The organism is Streptomyces albus subsp. albus (genome assembly GCF_000725885.1).
In the GTDB taxonomy this organism is placed as follows: Bacteria; Actinomycetota; Actinomycetes; order Streptomycetales; family Streptomycetaceae; genus Streptomyces; species Streptomyces albus.
The window spans coordinates 205,082-230,139 of the sequence record NZ_JODR01000004.1; the positions used below are offsets into that span (position 1 = coordinate 205,082).

Annotated in this window: 19 protein-coding genes and 1 pseudogene; 14 read left to right on the plus strand and 6 right to left on the minus strand. The window is 71.2% G+C overall.

The genetic code is table 11. The features are described from left to right. Positions 1 to 44 precede the first annotated feature (44 nt). The 8 genes and pseudogenes from IO40_RS0105675 to cas2e all read left to right on the plus strand — a co-directional run bounded on the left by IO40_RS0105675 (position 45) and on the right by cas2e (position 9,143). Positions 45 to 2,831: a CRISPR-associated helicase/endonuclease Cas3 gene (locus IO40_RS0105675; RefSeq protein ID WP_078659720.1), complete on the plus strand. Its 2,787-nt coding sequence runs from the start codon at positions 45 to 47 to the stop codon at positions 2,829 to 2,831. Positions 2,832 to 2,835: 4 nt separating this feature from the next. Further along, the gene (gene casA / locus IO40_RS0105680) at positions 2,836 to 4,482 is read left to right on the plus strand and encodes a type I-E CRISPR-associated protein Cse1/CasA (RefSeq protein WP_031174962.1); all 1,647 of its coding nucleotides are present in this window, start codon (positions 2,836 to 2,838) and stop codon (positions 4,480 to 4,482) included. Further along, on the plus strand, positions 4,479 to 5,144 hold the full coding sequence (gene casB / locus IO40_RS0105685) for a type I-E CRISPR-associated protein Cse2/CasB (RefSeq protein WP_016468827.1): 666 nt from the start codon (positions 4,479 to 4,481) through the stop codon (positions 5,142 to 5,144). The genes casA and casB overlap by 4 nt, the downstream gene beginning before the upstream one ends. Beyond that, positions 5,141 to 6,466 carry a type I-E CRISPR-associated protein Cas7/Cse4/CasC gene (gene cas7e, locus IO40_RS0105690; protein ID WP_078659719.1) on the plus strand — a complete coding sequence of 442 codons (1,326 nt, stop codon included), beginning with the start codon at positions 5,141 to 5,143 and terminating at the stop codon, positions 6,464 to 6,466. Before casB ends, cas7e begins: the two co-directional genes overlap by 4 nt. Continuing rightward, the gene (cas5e, locus tag IO40_RS0105695) at positions 6,361 to 7,089 is read left to right on the plus strand and encodes a type I-E CRISPR-associated protein Cas5/CasD (RefSeq protein ID WP_033228939.1); all 729 of its coding nucleotides are present in this window, start codon (positions 6,361 to 6,363) and stop codon (positions 7,087 to 7,089) included. Before cas7e ends, cas5e begins: the two co-directional genes overlap by 106 nt. Before the next feature lie 14 nt (positions 7,090 to 7,103). Further along, positions 7,104 to 7,829, plus strand: coding sequence for a type I-E CRISPR-associated protein Cas6/Cse3/CasE (gene cas6e / locus IO40_RS0105700; protein ID WP_031174963.1), 726 nt, complete (start codon positions 7,104 to 7,106; stop codon positions 7,827 to 7,829). Between the two features lie 6 nt (positions 7,830 to 7,835). Next, positions 7,836 to 8,793: pseudogene (gene cas1e / locus IO40_RS33165) on the plus strand (type I-E CRISPR-associated endonuclease Cas1e). Beyond that, positions 8,790 to 9,143 carry a type I-E CRISPR-associated endoribonuclease Cas2e gene (gene cas2e, locus IO40_RS0105710; RefSeq protein WP_031174964.1) on the plus strand — a complete coding sequence of 118 codons (354 nt, stop codon included), beginning with the start codon at positions 8,790 to 8,792 and terminating at the stop codon, positions 9,141 to 9,143. The pseudogene cas1e and the gene cas2e overlap by 4 nt, the downstream one beginning before the upstream one ends. 261 nt (positions 9,144 to 9,404) lie before the next feature. On the opposite strand, the gene IO40_RS37520 is transcribed toward cas2e, so the two are convergent. Continuing rightward, positions 9,405 to 10,265, minus strand: a complete 861-nt coding sequence (locus IO40_RS37520) for a hypothetical protein (protein ID WP_137016851.1) — start codon at positions 10,263 to 10,265, stop codon at positions 9,405 to 9,407. Between the two features lies 1 nt (position 10,266). On the opposite strand from IO40_RS37520, the gene IO40_RS34705 reads away from it, so the two are divergent. From IO40_RS34705 to IO40_RS33175, 3 genes are all read left to right on the plus strand, one after another. Continuing rightward, positions 10,267 to 10,713, plus strand: a complete 447-nt coding sequence (locus IO40_RS34705) for a site-specific integrase (RefSeq protein ID WP_031174965.1) — start codon at positions 10,267 to 10,269, stop codon at positions 10,711 to 10,713. Positions 10,714 to 11,411: 698 nt separating this feature from the next. After that, a complete protein-coding gene (locus tag IO40_RS0105720; RefSeq protein ID WP_016468834.1) occupies positions 11,412 to 11,948 on the plus strand; it encodes a hypothetical protein in 537 nt (178 codons plus the stop codon). Positions 11,949 to 12,194: 246 nt separating this feature from the next. Further along, complete coding sequence (locus IO40_RS33175; RefSeq protein WP_030406553.1) at positions 12,195 to 12,728, plus strand: hypothetical protein; 534 nt, start codon at positions 12,195 to 12,197, stop codon at positions 12,726 to 12,728. 52 nt (positions 12,729 to 12,780) lie between these two features. Here IO40_RS33175 and IO40_RS0105730 read toward each other — a convergent pair whose 3' ends face one another. Beyond that, positions 12,781 to 13,980: a MalY/PatB family protein gene (locus IO40_RS0105730; protein WP_031174966.1), complete on the minus strand. Its 1,200-nt coding sequence runs from the start codon at positions 13,978 to 13,980 to the stop codon at positions 12,781 to 12,783. Between the two features lie 215 nt (positions 13,981 to 14,195). On the opposite strand from IO40_RS0105730, the gene IO40_RS0105735 reads away from it, so the two are divergent. The 3 genes from IO40_RS0105735 to IO40_RS0105745 all read left to right on the plus strand — a co-directional run bounded on the left by IO40_RS0105735 (position 14,196) and on the right by IO40_RS0105745 (position 19,466). Beyond that, positions 14,196 to 15,602 (plus strand): FGGY family carbohydrate kinase, encoded by a 1,407-nt coding sequence (locus tag IO40_RS0105735; RefSeq protein ID WP_031174967.1) that lies wholly within the window; start codon positions 14,196 to 14,198, stop codon positions 15,600 to 15,602. A gap of 214 nt (positions 15,603 to 15,816) precedes the next feature. After that, positions 15,817 to 17,550 carry an ABC transporter ATP-binding protein gene (locus tag IO40_RS0105740; RefSeq protein WP_016468838.1) on the plus strand — a complete coding sequence of 578 codons (1,734 nt, stop codon included), beginning with the start codon at positions 15,817 to 15,819 and terminating at the stop codon, positions 17,548 to 17,550. Next, positions 17,550 to 19,466 (plus strand): ABC transporter ATP-binding protein, encoded by a 1,917-nt coding sequence (locus tag IO40_RS0105745; protein ID WP_031174968.1) that lies wholly within the window; start codon positions 17,550 to 17,552, stop codon positions 19,464 to 19,466. The genes IO40_RS0105740 and IO40_RS0105745 overlap by 1 nt, the downstream gene beginning before the upstream one ends. Before the next feature lie 33 nt (positions 19,467 to 19,499). Here IO40_RS0105745 and IO40_RS0105750 read toward each other — a convergent pair whose 3' ends face one another. The 4 genes from IO40_RS0105750 to dnaG all read right to left on the minus strand — a co-directional run bounded on the left by IO40_RS0105750 (position 19,500) and on the right by dnaG (position 24,913). After that, entirely contained in the window at positions 19,500 to 20,318 is an 819-nt protein-coding gene (locus IO40_RS0105750) for a S1 family peptidase (protein WP_016468840.1), read from the minus strand. A gap of 110 nt (positions 20,319 to 20,428) precedes the next feature. Beyond that, entirely contained in the window at positions 20,429 to 21,682 is a 1,254-nt protein-coding gene (locus IO40_RS0105755; RefSeq protein ID WP_031174969.1) for an RNA polymerase sigma factor, read from the minus strand. Between the two features lie 186 nt (positions 21,683 to 21,868). Further along, positions 21,869 to 22,843: an alpha/beta fold hydrolase gene (locus IO40_RS0105760; protein WP_016468842.1), complete on the minus strand. Its 975-nt coding sequence runs from the start codon at positions 22,841 to 22,843 to the stop codon at positions 21,869 to 21,871. Between the two features lie 156 nt (positions 22,844 to 22,999). Continuing rightward, entirely contained in the window at positions 23,000 to 24,913 is a 1,914-nt protein-coding gene (gene dnaG, locus IO40_RS0105765) for a DNA primase (RefSeq protein ID WP_016468843.1), read from the minus strand. Positions 24,914 to 25,058 lie beyond the last annotated feature (145 nt).

The window sequence follows — 25,058 nt, forward strand, 5'->3', positions numbered from 1 at the left end:
AGTCGTCCTATGCGGATGACGGTTACCTACCCCTCTGGCGGCACATGTCCGACAGCGCTGCCACGGCCGGGCTGCTCTGGGACCGGTGGTTGCCCGAGCAGGTGAAGCGCCTCGTTGCCCAGGCCCTTCTCGGTGGGTTCGCCGACGCCCGTGCCTTGGCCGTATGGCTCGCCGGGGTGCACGACGTTGGGAAGGCGACGCCGGCGTTCGCCTGTCAGGTGGAGCCGCTGGCGGAGAAGATGCGCCGGGCGGGTCTGGCGATGCCGACCATGCGTCAGTTCGGGGAGGACCGGCGCATGGCTCCGCACGGGCTTGCCGGTCAAGAGATCCTGCAGGACTGGCTCGTTCGGGCACATGGCTGGAACCCTCGCCGCGCTGCCCAGTTCGCTGTCGTCGTCGGGGGCCATCACGGCGTTCCGCCTGATGCCGCGCAGGTGATGGATGTCCGCGCTCATCCCCGTCTGCTGCGCACTCCGGGAGAGAGCGAAGCGCTCTGGGCCGCCGTGCAGACGGAGTTGCTGGAGGCGTGCGCGGACGACTTCGGCGTACGGGAGCGGCTGGCGGACTGGCGGTCGGTGCGCCTGCCGCAGACGGTCCAGGTCGTGTTGTCCGCGTTGGTGATCATGGCCGATTGGATCGCGAGCAACCGGGACTTGTTTCCGTACGGCGTGGACGGCACGGACGGCGCGAGTGCGCGTACGGACGAGGAACGGGTGCTGGCCGCGTGGGAGGGGCTGGGCCTGCCCGGTCCGTGGCAGGCCCAGGAGCCGACCGGCACGCCTGAGGAGTTGTTCGCTTCCCGTTTCGCCTTGCCCGACGGTGCACGTCCCCATCCCGTGCAGCGGGCCGCCATCGATCTGGCCCGCCGCATGCCGGGCCCCGGCCTCATGATGATCGAGGCCCCGATGGGCCGGGGAAAGACGGAGGCCGCGCTCGCGGTGGCCGAGATCTTCGCGGCCCGGAGCGGAGCGGGCGGGTGCTTCTTCGCGCTGCCGACGATGGCGACCGGCAATGCGATGTTCCCCCGGGTCCTGGACTGGTTGGAGCGCTTGCCCGATGCCCAGGGCCAGCGGCTGACCGTGGGCCTGGTGCACTCGAAGGCCGCGTTGAACGAGGAGTACCAGGAGCTGCGCAGCCGGGGGCGTCAGCAGATCGCGGCAGTGGATATGGACGGCGACGCGGGCATTCCCCGACCTGGCTCCGAGAAACGGGAGGCTCCGGCGGGGCTGGTGGCGCACCAGTGGTTGAGCGGCCGGAAGAAGGCCATGCTCTCGTCGTCCGTGGTCGGCACCATCGATCAGCTCCTCTTCGCCGGGCTGAAGAGCCGGCACCTGGCGCTGCGGCATCTTTCCGTGGCCGGGAAGGTCGTGGTGATCGACGAGGCGCACGCCTTCGACGCGTACATGAATGAGTACCTCGACCGGGTGCTGTCCTGGCTCGGCGCGTACCGGGTGCCGGTGGTGGTGCTGTCGGCAACGCTGCCGGCGGAGCGGCGCCGTGCGCTGGCGGAGGCGTATGCGGGACGGGCACAGAGGGCTGTCGGATTCGCGTCCGTCGCGGAAGCGGAGGACTACCCGCTGCTGACGGCCGTTTCTCCGGGTCACGGTCCGGTGCAGGACGCCCCCGGAGATTCGGGCGGCGGTGCGCGCGTCCGTGTGGAGCGCATGGCCGACGACGAGGCAGCCCTCGCGGACCGGCTGGAAGAACTCGACGACGGTTGTGTGCTGGTCATCCGCAATACCGTTCCGCGCGTGCTGGAGACGGCGCGGGTCCTGCGGGAGCGGTTCGGGGACGACACGGTCACCGTCGCGCACGCGCGGTTCGTCGATCTGGACCGTGCGGCCAAGGACAAGGCGCTTGTCGACCGGTACGGTCCCAAGTCCACGTCCCGGCCGAAGCGGCACATCGTGGTGGCGAGCCAAGTCGCGGAGCAGTCGCTCGATGTGGATTTCGACCTGCTGGTGACGGACCTCGCTCCTGTCGACCTGATACTCCAGCGGATGGGACGCCTGCACCGTCATGCGCGCACGGGCCGCCCGGCCCGTCTGCGCGCCCCGCGCACCCTGGTCACCGGGGTCGAGTGGGGAGCCGCTGGGGTCCCGGAACCGGTATCCGGCTCGCAGGCCGTCTACGGGCGGCATGCGCTGCTCCGCTCGCTCGCGGTCCTGACTCCGCATTTGGACGCACCCGAGAGCCGCCCGGTACGCATCCCCGAGGACATCAGCCCTCTCGTCCAGACCGCCTACGGCGACGAGGAAGTCGGCCCCGCCGGCTGGGCTCCCGCTCTGGCGGAGGCGCGGCGCGCGCACGAGACCGAGCGTGCGAAGAAGAAACGAGGCGCGTCGGTATTCCGGATCGGGGAGGTCAAGAGCCCTGGGAGCCCCCTGATCGGGTGGCTCGCGGCGGGTGTCGGGGACGCGGACGACACCCGTGCCGGACGGGCCCAGGTGCGGGACAGCGAGGAGAGCCTGGAAGTCCTTGTCGTGCAGGAGCACGAGGGCGGCCGGCTCACGACGCTGCCCTGGCTCGGCAAGGGGCGTGGGGGCTTGGACCTGCCGCGTGACGCGGTGCCGACCGAGCGCGCCGCGCGTGCTGCGGCAGCATCCGCGCTTCGGCTCCCGGCCCGGCTCTCGAAGCCATGGGTGATCGATCAAGTGATCAAGGAGCTGGAGCAGTTCTACGTGGACGCGTGGCAGGCCAAAGAGAGCCATTGGCTCGCCGGTGAGCTCATTCTTCCTGTTCAGGCGGATTGTCAGACCCGCCTGGCAGGCTTGGTTCTCCGCTATTCCCAGGACGACGGGCTTGAGGTACTGCGTGAAACCGAAGGATGAGCGCGTGAGCCACGTAGACGCGGACGCCGCGTCGTTCGACCTGACGTGCCGGCCGTGGGTTCCCGTGCAGATGCTGGACGGGCGCGAGCACTTGCTGTCGCTGCGCGAGGTGTTCGAGCAGGCGGACGGGATCCGCCGCCTTGCCGGGGACATCGCCACGCAGGACTTCGCCCTGACACGGCTGCTGTTGGCGATACTGCACGACGCGCTCGAAGGGCCGCGTGATGTCGACGAGTGGGCTGAACTCTGGGAGGCGGAGCAGCCGTTCGGCCCGATCGACGGCTATCTGGACGAACACCGTCAGCGGTTCGATCTCCTCCATCCGAAGACGCCTTTCTTCCAGACGCCTGGACTGCGCACCGCGAAGGGCGAGGTGTTCTCCCTCGACCGGATCACCGCCGATGTCCCGAACGGCGTGCGCTTCTTCACGATGCGCGCCCTGGGGGCTGAGCGGCTCTCCTTCGCCGAGGCGGCGCGCTGGGTAGTGCACGCCCAGACGTACGACACCTCGGGCATCAAGACGGGGGTGGAAGGCGACCCGAGAGCGAAGAACGGAAAGGTGTACCCGCAGGGCGTCGCCTGGAGCGGCAGCCTCGGCGGCGTGCTCGCCGAAGGCGGCACACTGCGCAGGACGCTGCTGCTGAACCTGGTGGCAGCCGAAGCCGATGTCGTCACCGTCTCGGACGAGGACAAGCCCGCGTGGTGCCGTCCGGTCCCCGAGCCCGGCCCCGCGAAGGACGTGGCGGAGCGTCCGTACGGCCCCTGTGACTTGTACACGTGGCAGTCGCGCCGCCTGCTGCTGCACCACGACGAGGACTGCGTACACGCCGTCGTCCTCACCTACGGTGACCCGCTCACGCCCCAGAACCGGCACAAGGCCGAGCCGATGACCGGTTGGCGGCGCAGCAAACCGCAGGAGAAGAAGCTCGGTCAGCCGCTGGTGTACATGCCCCGCGAGCACGACCCGGCGCGGTCTGCCTGGCGCGGTCTGGCCTCGCTCCTCGCTCCTCGCGCTCTGAGCACCGCCTCCGCGAGAGATGCGGCGAACGAGCTGCGCCCCGGTGTCGTCCATTGGCTCGCCCAGCTCATGGTCGACGGAGTCCTGCCGCAGGAGACCCTGATCCGGCTGCGTACGTACGGCGTCAAGTACGGAACGCAGCAATCGGTGATCGACGAAGTCACGGACGATTCCGTCGCCATGGCCGTCGTGCTCCTCCACGAGGACGACTCGGCTCTGGGCCGGACCGCCCTCGACGCCGTCGGGGACGCCGATGCGAGTGTCCGTGCGCTCGGCGACCTCGCCCGCGACCTGGCGCTGGCAGCGGGCAGCGACCCCGGCACGCGCCAGGACTCGGCCCGTGAAGCGGGCTATGACGCCCTGGACACGGCCTTCCGCGACTGGCTGAGCCGGATCCGTCCGGGCGACGAACCCGAGCGGATCCGTACCGAGTGGCAGCGGACGGTGCGCCGGATCGTCAAGGACTCGGCCGGGGTTCTGATCTCTGCCGCAGGCGAAGCCGCCTGGGCGGGCCGGACCGTCGCCACCAAGCACGGCGAACGGCACTACGACGCCGCTCTCGCCGACCGCCTCTTCCGGATCCGACTGCGCAAGGCCCTCCCCCTCGCTCACGACTCCGAGGACCCCTCATGACAGCTTCCGCAGCCTCGACAACCCCTTCGCGCCGTGGCCTGGAGGTGATCGGCGAACTCGTGCTGGCGGAAGTGTCCCGGTTGCAGGAGGGTTACCGTCGCGACCGCTCTGCGGCCGTCAGCAGCCTCGCGCGACTGCGCCGGGGCGCGGGCCGCGCGCCCATGAGCACTCCCGATCTGTGGGGCCTGATCGACCTCGCCCCGCTCCACGACGCCGACTGCATGCGCGGCGAGGAGGCCATGGAGCACGCCCAGAACGCGGTGTTCGCGACCCTGGCTCTCTACGCCCTGCATCAGCAGTCCCGCAGCGACGGCATGCACACCAACAGTCGCGCCGGTGAACTAGGCCGCGCTGTACGGCGGTTGATGCCCGCCGGGCAGCTTGACGAACCGATCCGTAAACGCTTCGTACGGACCGGCGCAGCCACCGACTTCGTCACCCTCACGGTGCGCCTACGCGAACTGGTCAGCCTGCTGCGCCGCGACGGCATCCCGCTCGACTACGCGCTGCTGGCCGAGCAGTTGTACCGCTGGCAGCGCCCCGGAGGCCGCCAGGCCGTACGCCGGTCATGGGGCCTCTCGTTCCACGCCGCCCAGCCTCGTCCGGGTGACGGCGACAGCACCGACTCTTCGCAGAACCCCCCGGAGGACAACGCCCAGTGAACAGCCGCCGCCTCATCCTCGACGTGCACGCCTTGCAGAACGTCCCTCCGAGCAACCTCAACCGGGACGACACCGGCGCGCCCAAAACCGCCGTCTACGGCGGAGCCGTGCGCGCCCGCGTCTCCAGCCAGGCGTGGAAGCGGGCTACCCGCACCTACTTCGGGAACGTGCTGGACCCGAGCGAGCTGGGAGTGCGCACCAAGCGCGTGGCCGAGCTCCTCGCCGGCCGGATCACCCGGCTCGATTCGTCCATCGACGAGCGGGCGGCCTGGAAGCTCGCGGTGGCCGCACTGAAGGCCGCGGGGATCAAGGAGATCAAGCCGCCGCAGCGCAAGGCGGACGAGGCCAAGAAGAACGGTGGTCCGGAACCCGCGCCGGAGTCCGAGTACCTGCTGTTCCTCAGTTCGCACCAGGTCGGCGCGCTGGCGGAACTCGCGGTCGAGGGCGCAACGGACATCGATGCCTTCCTCAAGGTCAAGGAGAACAAGGCGCGGGCCAAGAAGGCGGCAGACAGCCGGCACTCCATCGACGTCGCCCTGTTCGGGCGAATGATCGCGGACTCCGCCGACCTCAACGTGGACGCCGCCACACAGGTCGCGCACGCCCTCAGCGTCCACCAGGTCGCGAACGAGTCCGACTACTACACAGCCGTCGACGACGAAAACCGGGAGGAGGAGACCGGCGCCGGCATGATCGGCACCGTCGACTTCAACTCCGCCACCCTCTACCGCTACGCAGCAGTCGACATCAATCTGCTGGAGAAGAACCTCGGGCAGTCCCTCGACGAGAGCGACTCCCCCGCCACGCCGGTCCGCCGCGCCGTCGAAGCCTTCCTCGACGGCTTCGTCTCCTCCCTGCCCAGCGGAAAGATCAACACCTTCGGCAATCACACCCTCCCGGACGCGGTCATCGTGAAGCTGCGCACCACCCGGCCGATCAGCTTCGTCTCCGCCTTCGAGGAACCGGTCACCGCCGACCGCGAGTCAGCGGGGGGCCACATGCGCGGCGCCGCCGAGCGGCTCGCCGCGTACATCCCCCGGATCGAAGCAGCTTACGGCGACGAGGATTCCACCCGGACCTGGGTGCTGCACGTCGCACCGGCGGTGGAGAAGCTGGCCGGTCTCGGCACCGAGGCCCCCAGCTTGAAGAAGCTTGTGGCCGCCGTCGGCGCGGCCGTCGCCGAGAAGCTGGACGAGCTGCCGGAGCGGCGCGGATCATCAGCGTGCTCACCCTGCTGCTCGCCGGACCGCTCCAGTCCTGGGGCTCCTCCGCCCGCTTCGCCCGCCGCACCACCGAGAACGCCCCCACCAAAAGCGGCGTGATCGGTCTCCTCGCAGCGGCCCAGGGCATACACCGGGATGACGAGGAGGGGCTCGCTCGTCTGGCGAGCCTCCGGTTCGGCGTGCGCATCGACCAACCCGGCACCCGGCTGCGTGACTTCCAGACCGCGCACCATGCCGACACGGACGAGCCCGCGCCGGTGTCCGAACGCTTCTACCTCTGCGACGCGGTGTTCCTCGCCGCTGTGGAAGGCCCGCACGAGCAGCTCACCGAACTGCACACGGCCCTGTGCCGCCCCGAGTTCCTGCCGTATCTCGGCCGCCGTTCGTGCCCGCCGGCCGAGCGGATCCCGCGCGAGGTGCACGCCGACACACGCCTGGAGGATGTCCTGCGCTCCACCCCCTGGCTCGCCTCCTCATGGCACCGGGAGCGCACGTGGTCCAGGCAGGAGTCCGTGGACCTGGCCATCCTTGTCGAGAGTGCCGGCAAGGAGCAGGCGGCCAAGGGCGACACCGTGCGCGACCAGCCGCTCAGCTACGACCCCCGGCATCGGCGCTACGCCCTGCGCACCGTGCACGCCACGTCGACCACCATCCCCCATCCGCAGGCGAAGACCGACCACGATCCGGTCAGCCATCTCGGGGAAGCCCTCGGAGAAGCCTGATGAGCCTGGCGCCCATGTACCTGACCCAGTTCCGGCTGAACACGGCCCGCGCCGGAGCCCGCAAACTGCTCTCCTCTCCGCAGGCCATGCACGCCGCCGTGATGTCCTCCTTTTCGGAGCCACCCGCCACCGAGGGCGAAGCCTCCTCGCCGCGGGTGCTGTGGCGCCTCGACCGCAACGCACGGTCGGAGGTACGCCTCTTCCTCTCCAGCCCCGCCCGCCCCGACCTGACGCACCTGGTCGAGCAGGCCGGCTGGCCCGCCGTAGCAACTCCCGGAGCCCCCGGTTGGAAAACGTACGACTACGGCACGTTCCTCGCCCGGCTCGACAAGGGCAGCACCTGGGATTTCCGTCTGACAGCGAACCCTGTGCACTACGCGCGCACCAAAAAGGGCCAGAAGAGCACCAAGCGCACCGCCCACCTGGTGCCCGAATACCAGCTCCAATGGCTGCTCGACCGCCAGGACAGGGGTGGGTTCCGCGTCCTCGAAAAGCCGCCGGAGAGGCGCCATGTGCAGCACGGCGACGAGTACCAGTGCGTCGTACGCGAGCAGCGCAACCTGTCCTTCCACAAGCGCGGAAACGACGACCGCGTCCAGCTCTTGGCCGTCACCTACGACGGGCGCCTGGAGGTCACCGACCCCGACGCGCTCCGTGCGCTCCTCACCCGTGGCCTCGGCAAGGCGAAGGCGTACGGCTGCGGGCTGATGACCCTCGCCCCGACACCCCAGGGGAGCTGAACGCACATGGGCACCATCAAAACCCGTACCCGCTCCTCCCCCAGAGAACTCCCCCAGATCTCGGACCGGATCTCTTTCGTCTATCTGGAGCGCTGCACCGTCCACCGGGACGCCGGCGCCATCACGGCCGAGGATGCCGAAGGAACCACACACATCCCTTCAGCCACCATCGGCACCCTGCTCCTCGGCCCCGGCACCCGCGTCACGCACCAGGCCATGAGTGTCCTCGGCGAGTGCGGGGCCAGCGTGGTCTGGGTCGGCGAACACGGGGTCCGCTACTACGCACAGGGCCACGGACTCACCCGCTCCGCCGCCCTCGCCGAAGCCCATGCCGACCGCTGGGCGAACCGCCGCACCCGCCTGGACACCGCCCGCGCCATGTACCGACTGCGGTTCCCCCGCGAGGATCCCGCCGGACTCACCCGCCGGCAACTCCTCGGCCGCGAAGGCGACCGCCTCAAGGAGTGCTACCGGAACGAGGCCAAGCGCACCGGCGTCCCCTGGCACGGACGCCACTACACTCCCGGCGACTTCGCCTCGGGCGACCCCATCAACCAGGCCATCACCGCCGCCGCCCAGTGCATGTACGGCGTCGCCCACGCCGTATCAGCCGCTGTCGGATGCATCCCGGCACTCGGCTTCGTCCACTCCGGGCACGCCCACTCTTTCATCCCCGACATCGCCGACCTCTACAAGACAGAGGTCGCCATCCCAGCCGCCTTCGACACTGTCGCGGAAGACGACATCGACGTCGGATCCCGCACACGCCGCGCCCTGCGCAACCGCATCCACCAAGACCGCCTCCTCGACCGGTGCGTCCGCGACATCTTCGGCCTCCTCCTGCCGGACACCGCCGCCGCGGGGGCCGAAACGGCAACAAGCCTCTCGACCGACTCCGTCAAGCTCCGCACACGACGGAGAAGTACCCGGCGGCCTCAACCACGGCGAGGACCCCATCTGGTGACCGTCATCGTCCTCACGAACTGCCCCGCCGCGCTACGAGGCTTCCTCACCCGCTGGCTCCTCGAAATCTCCCCAGGCGTCTTCATCGGCCGCCCCTCCGCCCGCATCCGCGACCTCCTCTGGGACGAAGTCACCCAATACTCCGGCAAGGGCCGCGCCCTCCTCGCCCACACAGCCGACACCGAGCAGGGCTTCACCTTCCGCACCCACGACCACGCCTGGCACCCCACCGACCACGAAGGCCTCATCCTCATCAACCGCCCCAAGCCCCGCCTCTCCCCGAAGCCACCACCGACGACGGGTTGGAGCAAAGCGGCGAAGCGACGCCGGTTCGGCGGGGGACCGAAATGAGAGGTACGCACGATTCAACGAAAGTGAACCCCACGGCGGCCCCGCCGGATAAACCCGCAGGTCACCGAGTGTGCTCCCCGCGCATGCGGGGATGGCCCCGCGGTCGGCCACGTAAAGGCGTACGCGAAGGGGGTGCTCCCCGCGCCTGCCACCGAACGGTTCCTCGCGCGGGCGAGGCTCGGCACCGGGACCACTTCAACGCATCAGTCCGCCGCGCAGGCTCCTCACCCGTCGCCGCTCGGCAGTCGATCAAACACGACGTCAGTGGGATGGTGCTGTGGATGCGGGTCGTTGCCCCAGCGTTGCTCCGACCCTCATCGTGCAGGAGAGCCCATGTACCTGCCCTCTTCCGTGCTCGAACAGTTGTCGGACTCCCCTGGAAAGCACTTCGTCGGCGACGGTCACGAGCGTCCCCGCAGCGTCGAGGAAGGCATTCGGCGCCGCACCCAGGAGCCGGCCAACCGCGAGTCCGGACGGAGCGAGGACGCAGCCGGCCGCCGTCGGCGGGTTCATCGGGCGTTTGTGCCAGCCCAGCGACTCGTCCTGCATCTCGGGGTTCCACGCCGCGACGGCGGATTCGACCGCCTCGGGGTCGCGCGGGAAGCACCATGCGTAGTCGTACCCGTAGGCATGCTTCCGAACGGCGAGGAGCCGGACGCCGAAATCGCATCCACAGCCACAGGTACATGTGGTGCGGTCGGTGCCGAGGACGTAGTCCTCCCATGTCTCGTCGCGTACGCGAGCCGACCGCCCGGCAGCTTGGTGACCTTCACGTGTCTCATCGGGATCGGTGCCGTGCGGCTCGGCGAGCCGCACGGGGGTCGGGGGCCGGTCGCGGGTGACCAGAGCGCGGGCCACGGCCCTGGCACCGTAGCGGGCGGTCGCGGCGTCGTGTCCCGCTTCCTGGATGAGGCCGAGTCCTCCCGACTCTGTGCCCCTATCGCCTGATCGCGTTCCGCGGCCTCCGCCGTGGGGAGGCCGCGGGGGCACAACCGGGTGAACACCGACCTGGACCGCGGGCTCATCACCACCGCAGGAGAGTTCGTCGTCGACTCCTGGGAGGTTCGAGCGTGCCCCGAAAACGGACTGGTCGGCGGCGACGATCGCGCCGGACTCCCGCACCGTGGCCGTGCTCCGCGCGCACCGGGAGCGGCAGGCGGCGGAGCGGGAGGAGTGGAACCGGCACGCGGCCGAGGAACGGGCCAAGGGGAAGGACACCGCCGACCGGGTGGACACCAGGAAGGAATTCACCGACGCCGACGGCCCTGGCTGCACCCGGAGAAGGTCAGCGAAGAGCTCCGGTGCGTCTACCCGGCGGGCCGGCCTGCCGCCCATCCACCTGCGGGATCTGCGGCACTGCGCGGCGACGCTCATCCACGCCGGCGGCGGAGACCTGCGCGCGATCAAGGAAGCGCTGCGGCACGGCACGGTCCAGCTCGCGTCGGACACGTACACCTCGCTCCTGGAGGAGGTCGACCGGGAGATCGCCGAGCGGGCCGCGGCCGTCGTTCCGCGCGCCCGTCGGAGTGAAGAGAACGGGGTGCGTGAGCGCGGCCGGTCCGGCGGGTGAGCGTCATGGCGGGGGCCTCGTCACCGCAGGTGGCGGGCCCCTCTGCTCGCTCACTGCTCACTCGGACGACGCTTAATCGGCCGTCGGAGTGCGACATAAGGCGTCATGGGACAGGCCCCACCCGGGTCCCGGCAGGCTTGTGACCTGCACAAATCGGCAGTCCCCGTCATGGGGCGTCATCAGGCGTCACGAAGCGGGGCGCGGCGTCTACGGTCTCCTCACCGTCGGCCGTGGGTCCGGGCGCCACCCGCCCCACCGCAGCAGGGCCCAGCAGAAACGTTCCGGGCCGGGACGCACGAAGGGCGTCCCGGTGACGGGGCGCCCGTTTTCGGGCGCGGCGGTCGTCGCCGCTGTACGCAGGTCCTCACCCGTCCGAGGTATCCGTCGGTCCCCGGCGGAGCGCGAGGCGCCGTGCGCGCCGCACCTCGTATGGTGCGCACCCCCTCCGCGCGCCCCCGGCGCCGGGCACCGCCGCCGCCCGAGACGGCAGCCTGAGGCAACCATCCGGGGCTACGGAGGCGGGCGGGACAGGGGCGGTCCGTGTGGCTGACGTGGCGTCAATTCCCTGCGTATCGACGGGCGGAGACGTACAACCCCCTGGCGGGCCAAGGTGTCTTACTGGGTATCCGACGCATCAAGCCCATGCCACCAATGCCTCGGATTCGACCGTTATTCGGCAAAGAGGGGGACAAATCACCATGCGTTCGACTCGTTTCTCCAAGGGGACACTGGCTGCCGCGACCGCGGCGCTGGTGCTGCTGCCCGCCGGTGCGGCGTACGCGGGCAGCGGGCCCGCCACCCCGCCCTCCCAGTCCCAGAAGCTGACCCGCTCCACGGCTCCCTCCCCCGAGGGGAACCCGGCGAGCAGGCTGGCGCAGGCCGCGGGTGTCTGTGACGACGCGGTGCCGATCGGCGAGCGCGGCCTGATCAAGCGGGGCTCGGAGACGATCGCCTCCGTCAAGCAGTTCTACTCGAAGAAGTGCCAGCTCAACTACGGCTACGTGTGGGTGTGGGAGAGCTTCCGCAAGACGGCGGCGCCCTACGACGTGACGGCCGGGGTCTACAGCTACTCGAAGGACACCGTCTACGCGCCGAAGGCGTGGAAGGCCACCAAGCAGCAGGAGTTCTGGACCGAGGGCGCCGCGACGGTGACGCACTGCACGTCCGGCATCGGCTCGCTGCGCCCGGCGGGCAGCCCGCAGGCCTACCAGGCGTTCTCGCAGAAGCGCTGCTGATCCGCAGGCCGGCGGCGCCGGGCGGCAGCGGTGGCGGCCTGTGCCGTTCCGGGTGCCGGCCGGTGGTGCCGTCCCGGGTGCCAAGGGAGCGGGCCCGGCGTCACGTTGGTGGCGCCGGGCCCGTTTCGAACGACCCGCCGTAGCCCGGCAATACCCGCCGTGGGCGCGCAGGGACTTTACCGTGATGCCCGGTCCGGGCGATATGTCCGGAAAAGTCCCACTCTCCCTCAAGGAGGAGACAGACTCATGCGCACCCTCTCGCCCGTCAAGGGCGCCCTTGTGGCGGCAGCCTGCGCGATGGCGCTGCTGCCCGCCGGCGCGGCCCAGGCCGGTGACAGCACCGCCGGTCCGGCAGCGGACAGCGGCGCGTCGCCCATGAACGTGCAGGACTCGGACGACAACCCGTACGGCGAGGCCGCCGAGCGGGCCCGCGTGTGCAACGACGCCTACCAGATCGGCAAGACCGGCTACATCGTCCGCAAGGGCCAGCGGATCGGCTCGGTGAAGCAGTTCTACTCGCCGCGCTGCAACCGCAACTACGGCTACCTCTACGTGTGGAAGAGCTTCCGCCAGAAGCACCGGTACTACTCGACCAACATCGCCGTCTACGACTTCAACACCAAGAAGCTGGTCGGGCTCCGCGTGTGGAACCGCACCTCGCAGGCGTCGTTCTGGTCGTACCCGGCCAACACCGTCCGCCACTGCACCGCGGCCCGCGGCGTCATCCGCGCCCCGGGCGACGTCAAGCAGAACTTCGCGTACTCCTCGAAGCGCTGCTGACGCCGGACACCGTCGTCCCCACTGCGCGAGGACCCGTGACCAGGAGGACCGGTCACGGGTCCTCGCGCGTGCGGCGGCCCGTATCCGGTACGGCCGACGCCATCCGGCGCACGGCCTCCTGGAGGATCTCGGGGGACGTCGCCAGGTTCAGCCGTACGTGCCCCGCTCCCCCGGTGCCGAAGGGCAGCCCGGAATTGAGGGCGACCCGGCCGCGGTCGAGGAAGGCGGCGGCCGGGTCGTCGCCCAGCCCCAGGGCGCGGCAGTCCAGCCAGGCCAGGAAGGTGCCCTCGCCCGGGCGGTGGCGGACGCCGGGCAGCAGCCGGGTGAGCAGCTCGCCCAGCAGGCGACGGTTGCGGTCCAGCCCGGCCAGCAGGCTGTCGAGCCAGCCGGTGGCGTGCCGCAGGGCCGCCGTGTGCGCGATGACCCCCAGATGGCTGGGGCCGTGGCCGACCTCTTCCGGCATGGCGGCCAGTTCCCGGGCCGCGGCGCTGCCGGCGACCGCCAGCGCCGCCTTCAGCCCGGCGAGGTTCCACGCCTTGGACGCGGACAGCAGGGCGAAGCCGGTCTCGCTGCCGGGCACCGTCAGGTACGGCACATGGCGGGCGCCCGGCAGGACGAGGGGTGCGTGGATCTCGTCGGCGACCACGCGTACGCCCCGGGCCGCGGCGCGGGCGGCCACGTCGGCCAGTTCGTCCTCGGTGTGCACCGTCCCGGTGGGGTTGTGCGGGCTGCACAGCAGGTAGGCGGCGCGGCGTCCGCCCTCGGTCGCGCGGGCGAAGGCGCTCTCCAGTGCGGCCGGGTCCAGTCGGCCGGCCGCGTCCAGCGGTGCCTCGATCACGCGTCGGCCCAGGTGCCGGACGAACTGGTAGAAGGGCGGGTAGACGGGGCAATTGACGACCACGGCGTCGCCGGGCCCGGTGACCAGTTTCAGCACCTCGACGATGCCGAGCATCACGTCCGGGACGAGCGCGGTGCGCGAAGCGGGGAAGTCCCAGTCCCAGCGGTGCCGGGCGAAGTCGCGCAGCGCGTCGGCGTACACGGTGCCGGCCGGGTAGCCGGTGTCGCCCAGTCGCACCGCTTCGGTGAGCGCCTCGGCGACCGGCTCGGCGAGGGGCACGTCCATCTCGGCCACCCACAGGGGCAGCACGTCCGGCTCGTAGGTGCGCCACTTCATGCTGGTGCGGCGGCGCAGGTCGGCGAGGGTGAGGCGGCGCAGCGGATCCGGCGTGCCGCCGGCGTCGGCGGCGGGCATCCGGTGCGGGTCGGAGGCGGGCAACGGGACTCCCTTCCGGTCGTCGTGCCGTGCGGGCCGGGCCCCGGCGGGCCGGGCCGCCTCTCACGCTAGAGGGCGCCCGGCCGGGGCGCGACGGTGCGGACGGGACGGGAGGGGCGGCAGCGGGTGAGGCGTCGGTCACGCGAGCGGGGTGCCGAATCCGGTACGGGAGGCCATGAGGCATCATTCCGGCCATGGGGATAGTCGCCGGACTGGACAGCTCAGCCGAGTACACAAGCATCGTCGTCTGCGACGCGGAGACCGGCGCCGTGGTGCGGCACGGACACGCGGCGCACCCCGGGGAACGCGACGACCCGCAGTCCTGGCTGCTCTCCCTCGGCGAGGCCGCGAGCGGCGGGCAGCTCGCCGACGTGCAGGCCATCGGCGTCTCCGCGCAGCAGCAGGGGCTGATCGCGCTGGACGCTTCCGGCGCCACGGTGGGGCCCGCGCTGCTGGGCAACGATCCGCGCATGCAGACGGCAGCCGCCGATCTGGTGGACGCGCTGGGCGGGCGCGAAGCGTGGGCGCAGGCCGTCGGCACCGTCCCGCAGGGCGGGCACCCGGTGGCGAAGCTGCGCTGGCTGGCCCGTGAACACCCCGAGTCCGCCCGGCGGGTGGCCGAGGTGATGCAGCCGCACGACTGGCTGGTGTGGCAGCTGCTGGGCCGGCCCGAGCAGCGGGTGACGGACCGGGGCGACGCCTCGGGGACCGGCTACTGGTCGGCGGCGACCGAGTCCTACCGGACCGATCTGGTGGAGCTGGCGCTCGGCCACCCGGTGCGGCTGCCGCAGGTGGCCGGCCCGGCGCAGCCTGCGGGCTACACGCCCGAGGGGCTGCTGATCTCCGCCGGTACGGGCCAGACGATGGCCGCCGCGTTCGGGCTGGGGGTGGGCCCGGGGGACGCCGTCATCTCCCTGGGGGCGACCGGCTCGGTGTGCGCCGTCCACCACACGGCCCTGACCGACCCCACCGGCACCATCACCTCCTTCGCCGACGCGACGGGCATGCACCTGCCCGTGGTGCGCACCCTCAACGCGACCCGCGTGCTGCGCGGCACCGCGGACATGCTGGGCACCGATCTGGAGGGCCTCTCCGAGCTGGCGCTGACCTCGACGCCGGGCTCCTCCGGACTGGTGCTGCTGCCGTATCTGGAGGGCGAGCAGACGCCGCAGCTCCCGCACACCGCCGGGTCCCTGCACGGGCTGCGGCGCGAGAGCATGAAGCCGGAGTTCCTGGCGCGGGCCGCCGTCGAGGGCATGCTGTGCGGGCTGGCCGACGCGCTGGAGGTGCTGCGCGTCCGCGGGGTGCCGGTGCGCCGGGTCTTCCTGCTGGGCAGGGCCGCGGAGTTGCAGATCGTCCGGGCGGCGGCGCCGGCGCTGCTGGACGCGCAGGTCGTGGTGCCCGAGCCGGCCGACTACGCGGCGATCGGCGCCGCCCGGCAGGCCGCCTGGGCGCTGTCCGGCTCCGGGTATCCGCCGCAGTGGCCGGCCGCGGCCTGCCAGGTGTTCGAGGCCGGCGAGGAGCGCGCCGTCGGCCAGGCCGTGCGGCAGCAGTACGCGACGGTGCGCGAGGAGATGTACCCCGGGGCGCTGCCGGTCTAGGACGCGCCCCGGGCGCCGCCGTACCGGGGTCGTGCGCCCCGGAGGGCGCCGTCGTGCCACGGTCGCGCACCACCGCCCGGGGAGCGTGCGCCGCGGCTCGTACGTGACGGCGGGCCGCACCGGAAAGCCTGGAAAAGACGGGCGGCCCCGCGTCGCCGGAATGTACGATTTCCCACTTGTCTGCCCCCACCCTCCTGAGCCCGAGGACTTCCGTGTGCTGATCCGCCTCCTGAGCGCCCGGCTGCGTCACTACAAGCGGCCGATCGCGCTGCTCGTCCTGTTCCAGCTCATACAGACGAGCGCCACCCTCTATCTGCCCACGCTGAACGCCGACATCATCGACAACGGTGTCGTGCTGGGCGACACCGGCTACATCCTGCGGTACGGCGGTCTGATGCTGGCCGTCTCGGTGGTGCAGGTCGTCTGCAACATCGGTGCCGTCTTCCTCGGCGCGCGCACCGCCGCCGCCGTCGGCCGCGACATCAGGGCGGCCGTCTTCGACCGTGTCCAGTCCTTCTCGGCCCGCGAGGTCGGCCAGTTCGGGGCGCCGTCCCTGATCACCCGCACCACCAACGACGTGCTCCAGGTGCAGATGGTGACGCTGATGGCCTTCACGCTGATGGTCACCGCGCCGATCATGTGCTTCGGCGGCATCTTCATGGCGCTGGGCCAGGACGTCCCGCTGTCCGCGGTGCTGCTGGGCGTGGTACCGGTGCTCGGCATCACCGTCGGACTGATCGTGCGCCGTATGCGTCCGCTGTTCCGCAGCATGCAGGAGCGTCTGGACACGGTGAACCGCATCCTGCGGGAGCAGATATCCGGGGTGCGGGTCATCCGCGCGTTCGTGAAGGACGACTACGAACGGCGCCGCTTCCAGGGGGCCAACACGGATCTGACCGGTGTCCAGCTGCGCACCGGACAGCTGATGGCGCTGATGGGCCCGGTCGTGATGACGGTGGTCAACCTCTCCAGCGTCGTCGTGGTCTGGTTCGGCGCCCACCGCATCAGCAGCGGCGACATGGAGGTCGGGGCGCTGACCGCGTTCCTCTCCTATCTGATGCAGATCGTCATGTCCGTCATGATGGCCACCTTCATGTTCATGATGGTGCCCCGTGCCGAGGTGTGTGCCGAGCGCATCCAGGAGGTGCTGGGGACCTCCTCCAGCGTCGTACCGCCCGCCTCCCCCGTGCGGGAGCTGCGCCGCCACGGCCACCTGGAGCTGCGGGGTGCCGGGTTCGGCTACCCCGGTGCGGAGGCGCCGGTGCTGCGCGGCGTCGATCTGGTGGCCCGGCCCGGGGAGACCACCGCCGTGATCGGCTCCACCGGCAGCGGCAAGTCGACGCTGCTGGGGCTGGTGCCCCGGCTGTTCGACGCCACGGAGGGCCAGGTCCTGGTGGACGGCGAGGACGTGCGCACCCTCGACCCGGCGCTGCTGGCGAGCGTGGTGGGGCTGGTGCCGCAGCGGCCGTACCTGTTCTCCGGCACGATCGCCTCCAACCTGCGCTACGGCAGGCCGGACGCCACCGACGAGGAGCTGTGGCACGCCCTGGAGGTGGCGCAGGCCAGGGACTTCGTGGAGCGCATGGACGGCGGTCTGGACGCGCCCGTCACCCAGGGCGGCAGCAACGTCTCCGGCGGGCAGCGGCAGCGGCTGGCCATCGCCCGGGTGCTGGTGCACCGGCCGGAGATCTATCTGTTCGACGACTCGTTCTCCGCGCTGGACTACGCGACCGACGCGGCGCTGCGGGCCGCACTGGCGAAGGAGACCGCGGGGGCGACGGTCGTGATCGTGGCGCAGCGGGTGGCGACCATCCGGGACGCCGACCGGATCCTGGTCCTGGACGAGGGCCGTGTGGTGGGCGCCGGGCGCCATGAGGAGCTGATGGCGGACAACGAGACCTACCGGGAGATCGTGCTCTCCCAGCTGACCGAAAGCGAGGCCGCCTGATGAGTGGGCCGGGCATGGGCGCGCCGCCGCGGCGGTCGATGGACTTCAAGGGGTCGGGCAAACGGCTGCTGGGCCAGTTCCGGCCGGAGCGGGCGCGGCTGGTGCTGATGCTGGCGGTGCTCGTGGTCAGCGTCGGCCTCAACGTGATCGGCCCGAAGATCCTCGGGCATGCGACCGACCTGGTCTTCGGCGGCTTCATCGGGCAGAAGCTGCCCGACGGGCTGACCAAGGAGCAGGCGCTGGAGGGGCTGCGCCGCAAGGGCGAGGACGGCGCGGCGGACATGCTCTCCGGCATGGACTTCACCCCCGGTCACGGCATCGACTTCGGTGCCGTGGGCATGGTGCTGCTGGTGGTCGCCGTGGTGTACGCTGCGGCGGGGCTGCTGATGCTGTGGGCGGGGCGGATCTCCACCAAGGTCATCACCCGGACGGTCTTCCGGCTGCGGGAGCGGGTCGAGGAGAAGCTGGCCCGGCTGCCGCTGTCGTACCTGGACAAGCAGTCGCGCGGCGAGGTGCTCTCGCGGGTCACCAACGACATCGACAACCTCGGCCAGACGCTCCAGCAGACGCTGGGCCAGATCGTCAACTCGCTGCTGATGATCGTGGGCGTGCTCGGTGTGATGTTCTGGATCTCGCCGCTGCTGGCGCTGGTCGCCCTGGTGACGGTGCCGCTGTCGGCGCTGGTGGCCACGCGGGTGGGCAAGCGGGCGCAGCCGCAGTTCGTGGCGCAGTGGAAGTCGACGGGCACGCTGAACGGGCATGTCGAGGAGATGTACACCGGCCATGCGCTGGTGAAGGTCTTCGGGCGGCAGCGCGAGTCGGCGCAGGTGTTCGCCGAGCAGAACGAGGCGCTGTTCAGGGCCGGGTTCAAGGCGCAGTTCATCAGCGGGATCATGCAGCCGGCGATGATGTTCGTCGGCAACCTCAACTATGTGCTGGTGGCGGTGGTCGGCGGGCTGCGGGTGGCGTCGGGCTCGCTGTCGATCGGTGACGTGCAGGCGTTCGTGCAGTATTCGCGGCAGTTCAGCCAGCCGCTGACCCAGGTCGCCTCGATGGCCAACCTCATCCAGTCGGGGGTGGCCTCGGCCGAGCGAGTCTTCGAACTCCTCGACGCCGAGGAGCAGTCGCCCGAGCCGGCCGGCTCGGGGGCGGCGCTGCCCGGAAAGCCGCGCGGCCGGGTGGAGCTGGAGAACGTCTCGTTCCGCTACAGCGAGGACAGGCCGCTGATCGAGGATCTGTCGCTGGCGGTGGAGCCGGGTCAGACGGTCGCGATCGTGGGCCCCACCGGGGCGGGCAAGACGACGCTGGTCAATCTGCTGCTGCGGTTCTACGAGGTGCGCTCGGGCCGCATCCTGCTGGACGGCACGGACATCGCGACGCTGTCCCGCGAGGAGCTGCGGTCCGGGATCGGCGTGGTGCTCCAGGACACCTGGCTGTTCGGCGGCACGATCGCCGAGAACATCGCCTACGGGGCGCAGGGCGCCACCCGGGAACAGGTGGAGGAGGCGGCGCGGGCCGCGCACGCGGACCGTTTCATCCGTACGCTGCCCGACGGCTACGACACGGTGCTGGACGACGAGGGGGACACGGTCAGCGCGGGCGAGAAGCAGCTGATCACCATTGCCCGGGCCTTCCTGTCGGATCCGGTGATCCTGGTGCTGGACGAGGCGACCAGTTCGGTGGACACCCGCACGGAGGTGCTGATCCAGCGGGCGATGGAGCGGCTGGCCTCGGAGCGCACCAGCTTCGTGATCGCCCACCGGCTGTCCACGATCCGGGACGCGGACGTCATCCTGGTGATGGAGAACGGCGCGATCGTCGAGCAGGGCGACCACCGGAGTCTGCTGGCCGCCGACGGCGCCTACGCCCGCCTGTACAAGTCGCAGTTCGCGCAGGCGGTGGCGGAGGTGGACTGAGCCACCTCCGCCCCGCCGGGGGCGGCGCGTGGCTCAGCCGAGCTGATCGGCCGCGGCCTGAATGTCGGAGGCGAAGGTGCTGACCTCGGTGTAGACGCCGGGCTTGCCCGGCCTGGCGCAGCCGTCGCCCCAGCTGACGATGCCGACCTGGACCCACTGGCCGGCGTCGTCCTTGCGGAACATGGGGCCGCCGCTGTCACCCTGGCAGGTGTCGACGCCGCCGGTGTCCATCCGGCCGGCGCACAGTTCCTCGCCCTCGACGAGGTCGGGGTAGGCGCTCTTGCAGGTGACGTCGTCCACGTAGGGGACCTGGGCGGTGAGCAGGTAGCGCTGCTGGGCGCCGCCTTCCCGGTCGGCGCCCCAGCCGGCGATGGTGAAGTCGCCCTTGTTGTACGTGTCGTCCTTGGCGATGGCCAGGGTGGGCTGGTCGATGGGCTTGGCCAGTTTGATCAGGGCCCAGTCCTTGCCCTGGCCGTCGTAGCCGGGGGCCTGGACGACTTCGGTGGACCTGACCTTGACGGCGGCCGGGTCCCTGAGGTCGACGACGCCTGCGGTGGCGGTGATGCTGGTGTCGGGTCCGCTGCCGTCCACGCAGTGGGCGGCGGTCAGCACGACGTCCTTGGTCAGCAGCGAGCCGCCGCAGCCCATGGACAGCCGGACCATGAAGGGGAACTGGCCCTGCTGGGCCCGGGTGCCGCCGACGACGGTCGCACTGGGTTCGCCGTCGCCTCCCAGGGTGGCGGCCGGCCGCGCGGTGGCGGCTGCCGGGCTGAGGCTGAAGGCGGCGAGCGCGACGGCGCCGACGGCGGCGGCTCTGGTGAGGTGCTTGCGGTGCTTGGTGGTGGTCCGCAACGGGCTTCCTCTCGTGGGGGTTGCCGCTCCACGGCACACCCACCTGTCGCGGGCATGCCAAGCGATTGCCCGCGATTATGGAGATGACCCGAACGGGTGACAAGAGCGCCTCAGTCCAGGTAGCCCCGCAACTGGTCGGCGAAAGCGTGCTCCCGCAGCTTGGTGAGGGTCTTGGACTCGATCTGGCGGATGCGTTCCCGCGTGACGCCGAAGAGGTGGCCGATCTCCTCCAGCGTGCGGGGACGCCCGTCCAGCAGCCCGTACCGGAGCTGGACGACCTTCCGTTCGCGCTCCCCGAGAGTGGAGAGCACCGCCTCCAGGTGCTCCCGCAGCAGCAGGAAGGCCGCGGACTCCACCGGTGAGGGCGCGTCACCGTCCTCGATGAGGTCACCGAGGTTGACGTCGTCCTCCTCGCCGACCGGCGCGTGCAGGGACACCGGTTCCTGGGCGAGCCGCAGCACCTCCGTCACCCGCTCCGGGGACAGTTCGAGCTGGGCGGCCACCTCTTCGGCGCTCGGCTCGTAGCCGCGCTCCTGGAGCATCCTGCGCTGCACCCGCACCACCCGGTTGATCAGCTCGACCACGTGGACGGGGACGCGGATGGTGCGGGCCTGGTCGGCCAGGGCGCGGGACATGGCCTGACGGATCCACCAGGTGGCGTAGGTCGAGAACTTGTAGCCGCGCGCGTAGTCGAACTTCTCCACGGCGCGGATCAGCCCCAGGTTGCCCTCCTGGACGAGGTCCAGCATGGTCAGCCCGCGGCCCACATAGCGTTTGGCGACGGAGACGACGAGCCGCAGATTGGCCTCTATCAGCCGGCGCTTGGCCACTCTGCCCATCACCACGAGCCGGTCCAGGTCGAGAGCCAGCCGGGTCTCCAGACCGGGGGTGGTGCTGAGCTTCTCCTCGGCGAACAGCCCCGCCTCCACCCGGCGGGCCAGCTCCACCTCCTCCTCGGCGGTCAGCAGCGGGATGCGGCCGATCTCGCGCAGATACTGGCGGAACAGGTCCGCCGAGGGGCCGGTCGCCGCGGGCTCCCACCGCGCGGCGGGCGGCTCCGACTCCGCCTCGGGAGCGCCGCCTTGGGGCGGTACGGCGTCCAGGGGGACCACCTCGGCCGGTGGCGGCTCGGGCACCGGCGAGGGCGGAACGACCAGCGGCACGGGGGCGGCGAGGGGCGCCGCTTTCAGGGTCCGGGTCTGCACGGGGGCGACCTCCAGGGTGATCGCTGCCGGTTCGGGGGCGGCGTGCGAGACGGGGACGGCTGCGGCCTCACCGCTTTCCATCCCGTACGAAGTGTGCGGATCCGCGGGGGACTGTGATCCGTCCTGATCACCACCGCCCCGCTCCGAGGACTCAGGCACCGTCCACCAGTGTGGGGCAGGACACACGCCCGCCACGAGAGGCGTGCGAGCAGTTTTTCAGCTGAATGTGACCCTCAGCGCACGATCCGCTACGCACCCGCGAGATCCCTGGGGCGGACGCGTCCCCTGTGACGCGGCTCGCCCCTCACCGTGCGGCTCCTCCCCGGCTCCCCTCCGGGTCGCGGCTCAGTCCTTCAGCGCGCCGAGCCACTCGGTCAGCAGCCGGTTGATCTCCTCGGGGCGCTCCTGCTGGATCCAGTGGCCGCAGCCCTCCAGCAGATGCGAGCCGTGCAGAGCGGGCAGCGTGGTGGGGTACGCGTCGATCGCGTCGGACAGCCAGGTGGTGGAGGCGTCCCGGGTGCCGCCGGCGAAGAAGGACGGCACGGTGAGCGGCTCCCCCGCGAAACGGGCGAGGTCTTCCCAGTCCCGGTCCATGTTGCGGTAACGGTTGAGCGCCCCGGTCAGCCCCGTCCGCTCGAACTCCCCCGCGTACACGTCGAGATCCGCCTCCGCAAGCCACGCGGGCCGGCCTGCGGGGAACCGCTCCCGCAGAGTGCCGCCCCGGGTCACGAAGTGCGGGTCGGGCTCGTCCGCCCCGGGCATGGTGTCCGCGGACAGCGCGGCGTAGAAACCGGCCAGCCAGCCGCGGACGTCCGGCTCGATCTCGACCTCCGCCCGGCCGGGCTGCTGGAAGTAGGAGACGTAGAACTCCTCCTCGCCGCCCATCTTCGCGAACATCTCGCCCGGCCGCGGTCCGCCGTGCGGGGCGTAGGGCACGCTCAGCATGCCCACGGCACGGAAGACGTCCGGCCTGACCAGCCCGGAGTCCGCGGCGATGGTCGCACCCCAGTCGTGGCCGACGATCACCGCGCTCTCCTCGCCGAGGGCCCGCACCACCGCGACGTTGTCCTCGACCAGATCGAGCATCCGGTACGCGGCCGGATCGGCCGGCTTCGAGGACCGCCCGTAGCCCCGGACATCGAGGGCGACCGCCCGGTACCCGGCGCTCGCCAGGGCCGGCAGCTGGTGCCGCCAGGAGTACCAGGACTCGGGGAACCCGTGCACCAGCAGGACGAGCGGCCCGCTGCCCTGCTCGACCAGATGGATCCGGCCGGCGGGCGAGGGGACCAGGCGGTGGGTGCCGTGGGTGTGCTGCGACATTCTTCCTCCCGGGGAGGGCAGGGGCAGGGCGTGCGGCCCGGCGCGGCGGAGCCCGTCACGGCCCGCCGCCGGCGCCGCACACGAATCATCCTGGGCGGCGCCCGCAAGCCTGCCCGACTCTTTTTGCCGTTCTCGCAAAAAGAGGGTCCGCCCAGCTCAGAGGGCCGCCGCGCCCCGTTCGCGCAGCGCGGTGCCGTACTGCTGGAGGGTCCAGATCTGCTGACGCACGGCCGCCGACCGCTCGTACTCCTGGCGGGCCTCCATCCGGCGTGCGGCGCCCTCCAGTTCGGCGATGCGCGCCAGTACGGCGGCACGCCGCACCGCCACCAGCTGCTCCCCCGCGTACGCCTCGTCCACCTCGCGGTTCCGTGCGCTGCGCAGCGGCTCGACGGCCAGCTCGGTGATCAGCGACCGTACGGTGTCGTCGGGCGCGGCGTCCCGCACCCGGCCCAGATAACCGCTGTCACCGATCCCGGCCTCCGCCCCGCCGGCCGCCTCCAGCGCCTGCCGCACCACGGCGTACGGCGGCGCGGTGAACTCGTCGGCGCCGTACGCGTCGAACGCCGGCGAGACCAGCTCCGGGCGCTGGAGCGCCAGCTTCAGCAGCTCCCGCTCGACGCGGTGGGCCGGACTGCGCAGATTGAGGTCCGGCCCGCGCGGCACGAACGGCGCCCGCACCGCCGGCCCCTCCTCGGCACCGGGCCGGCGGACGGTGCGCTGCGGCGCCGGCCCGCGCTCACGCGCCCACCGGGCGAGCTGGGCGACACGGCGGACGACGAACTCCTCGTCCACGATGCCCAGCAGCCCCGCCAGCCGCACCGCGTAGCCGCGCCGGATGGAGGGGTCCTTGATCTGGACGACGATCGGCGCGGCCTCCTCCAGCGCCGCGGAGCGCCCCTCAGCAGTGTCCAGATTGTGCCGGTCCACGATGGAACGCATCGCGAAGTCGAACAGCGGGGTGCGGCCCTCCACGACCTTGGCGACCGCCTCGTCACCCTCGGCCAGCCGCAGGTCGCACGGATCCATCCCGCCGGGAGTGATCGCGATCCAGGTGCGGGCCGCGAACTTCTGGTCGTCCTCGAAGGCGCGCAGCGCGGCCTTCTGACCGGCCGCGTCACCGTCGAAGGTGAAGACGACCTCCGACTGCGAGTTGTCCATCAGCACCCGGCGGAGGATCTTGACATGCTCCCCGCCGAAGGCGGTACCGCACGTGGCGATGGCCGTGGTGACCCCGGCCAGATGGCAGGCCATCACGTCGGTGTAGCCCTCGACGACCACCGCCCGGTTGGCCTTGGCGATCTCCCGCTTGGCCAGGTCGATGCCGTACAGCACCTGGGACTTGCGGTAGATCGGCGTCTCGGGGGTGTTGAGGTACTTGGGACCCTGGTCGTCCTCGCGCAGCTTGCGGGCGCCGAAACCGACGACATCGCCGGTGATGTCGCGGATCGGCCACATCAGCCGGCCGCGGAACCGGTCGATGGGCCGCCCGTTGCGGGCCTCCTGGGCGAGCCCCGAGCTGATCAGCTCCTTGTCGGTGAACCCCTGACCGCGCAGATAGCGCACCAGGTGGTCCCAGCCCGCCGGGGAGTAGCCGATGCCGAAATGGCGGGCAGCCTCCTGGTCGAAGCCGCGCTCGGCCAGGAACCGACGGCCGACCTCCGCCTCTGGCCCATCGAGCTGCTCGGCGTAGAACCTGGCGGCGATCTTGTGGGCTTCCACCAGCCGGGTGCGCTCACCCTGCTGCGAGGTGCGACCGTACCCGCCCTGCTCGTAACGGAGCGTGATACCGGCACGGGCGGCGAGCCGCTCGACGGCCTCGGAGAAGGACAGGTGGTCGACCTTCATCACGAAGTCGAGGGTGTCCCCGCCCTCCTGGCAGCCGAAGCAGTGATAGAGCCCCTTGCTGGGGCTGACGTGGAAGGACGGGGACTTCTCGTCATGGAACGGGCACAGCCCCTTGAGGTTGCCGCCGCCCGCGTTGCGCAGCTGCAGGTACTCCGAGACGACGGAGTCGATCGGGACCGCGTCCCTGACCGCCTTCACGTCCTCGTCGTTGATCCTCCCAGCCACGCGGAAAGTCTACGGCGCCACGACGACAACGCCGGACGGGGAGGTGGGGCCGGCCCCCGGTGCGGGCACGGGCACCGGCCACGACGTGAGGGCGCGGAACCGAGTGCGTCCCGGACACCCGCCGGGCCATGACAGCCGGCCCCGC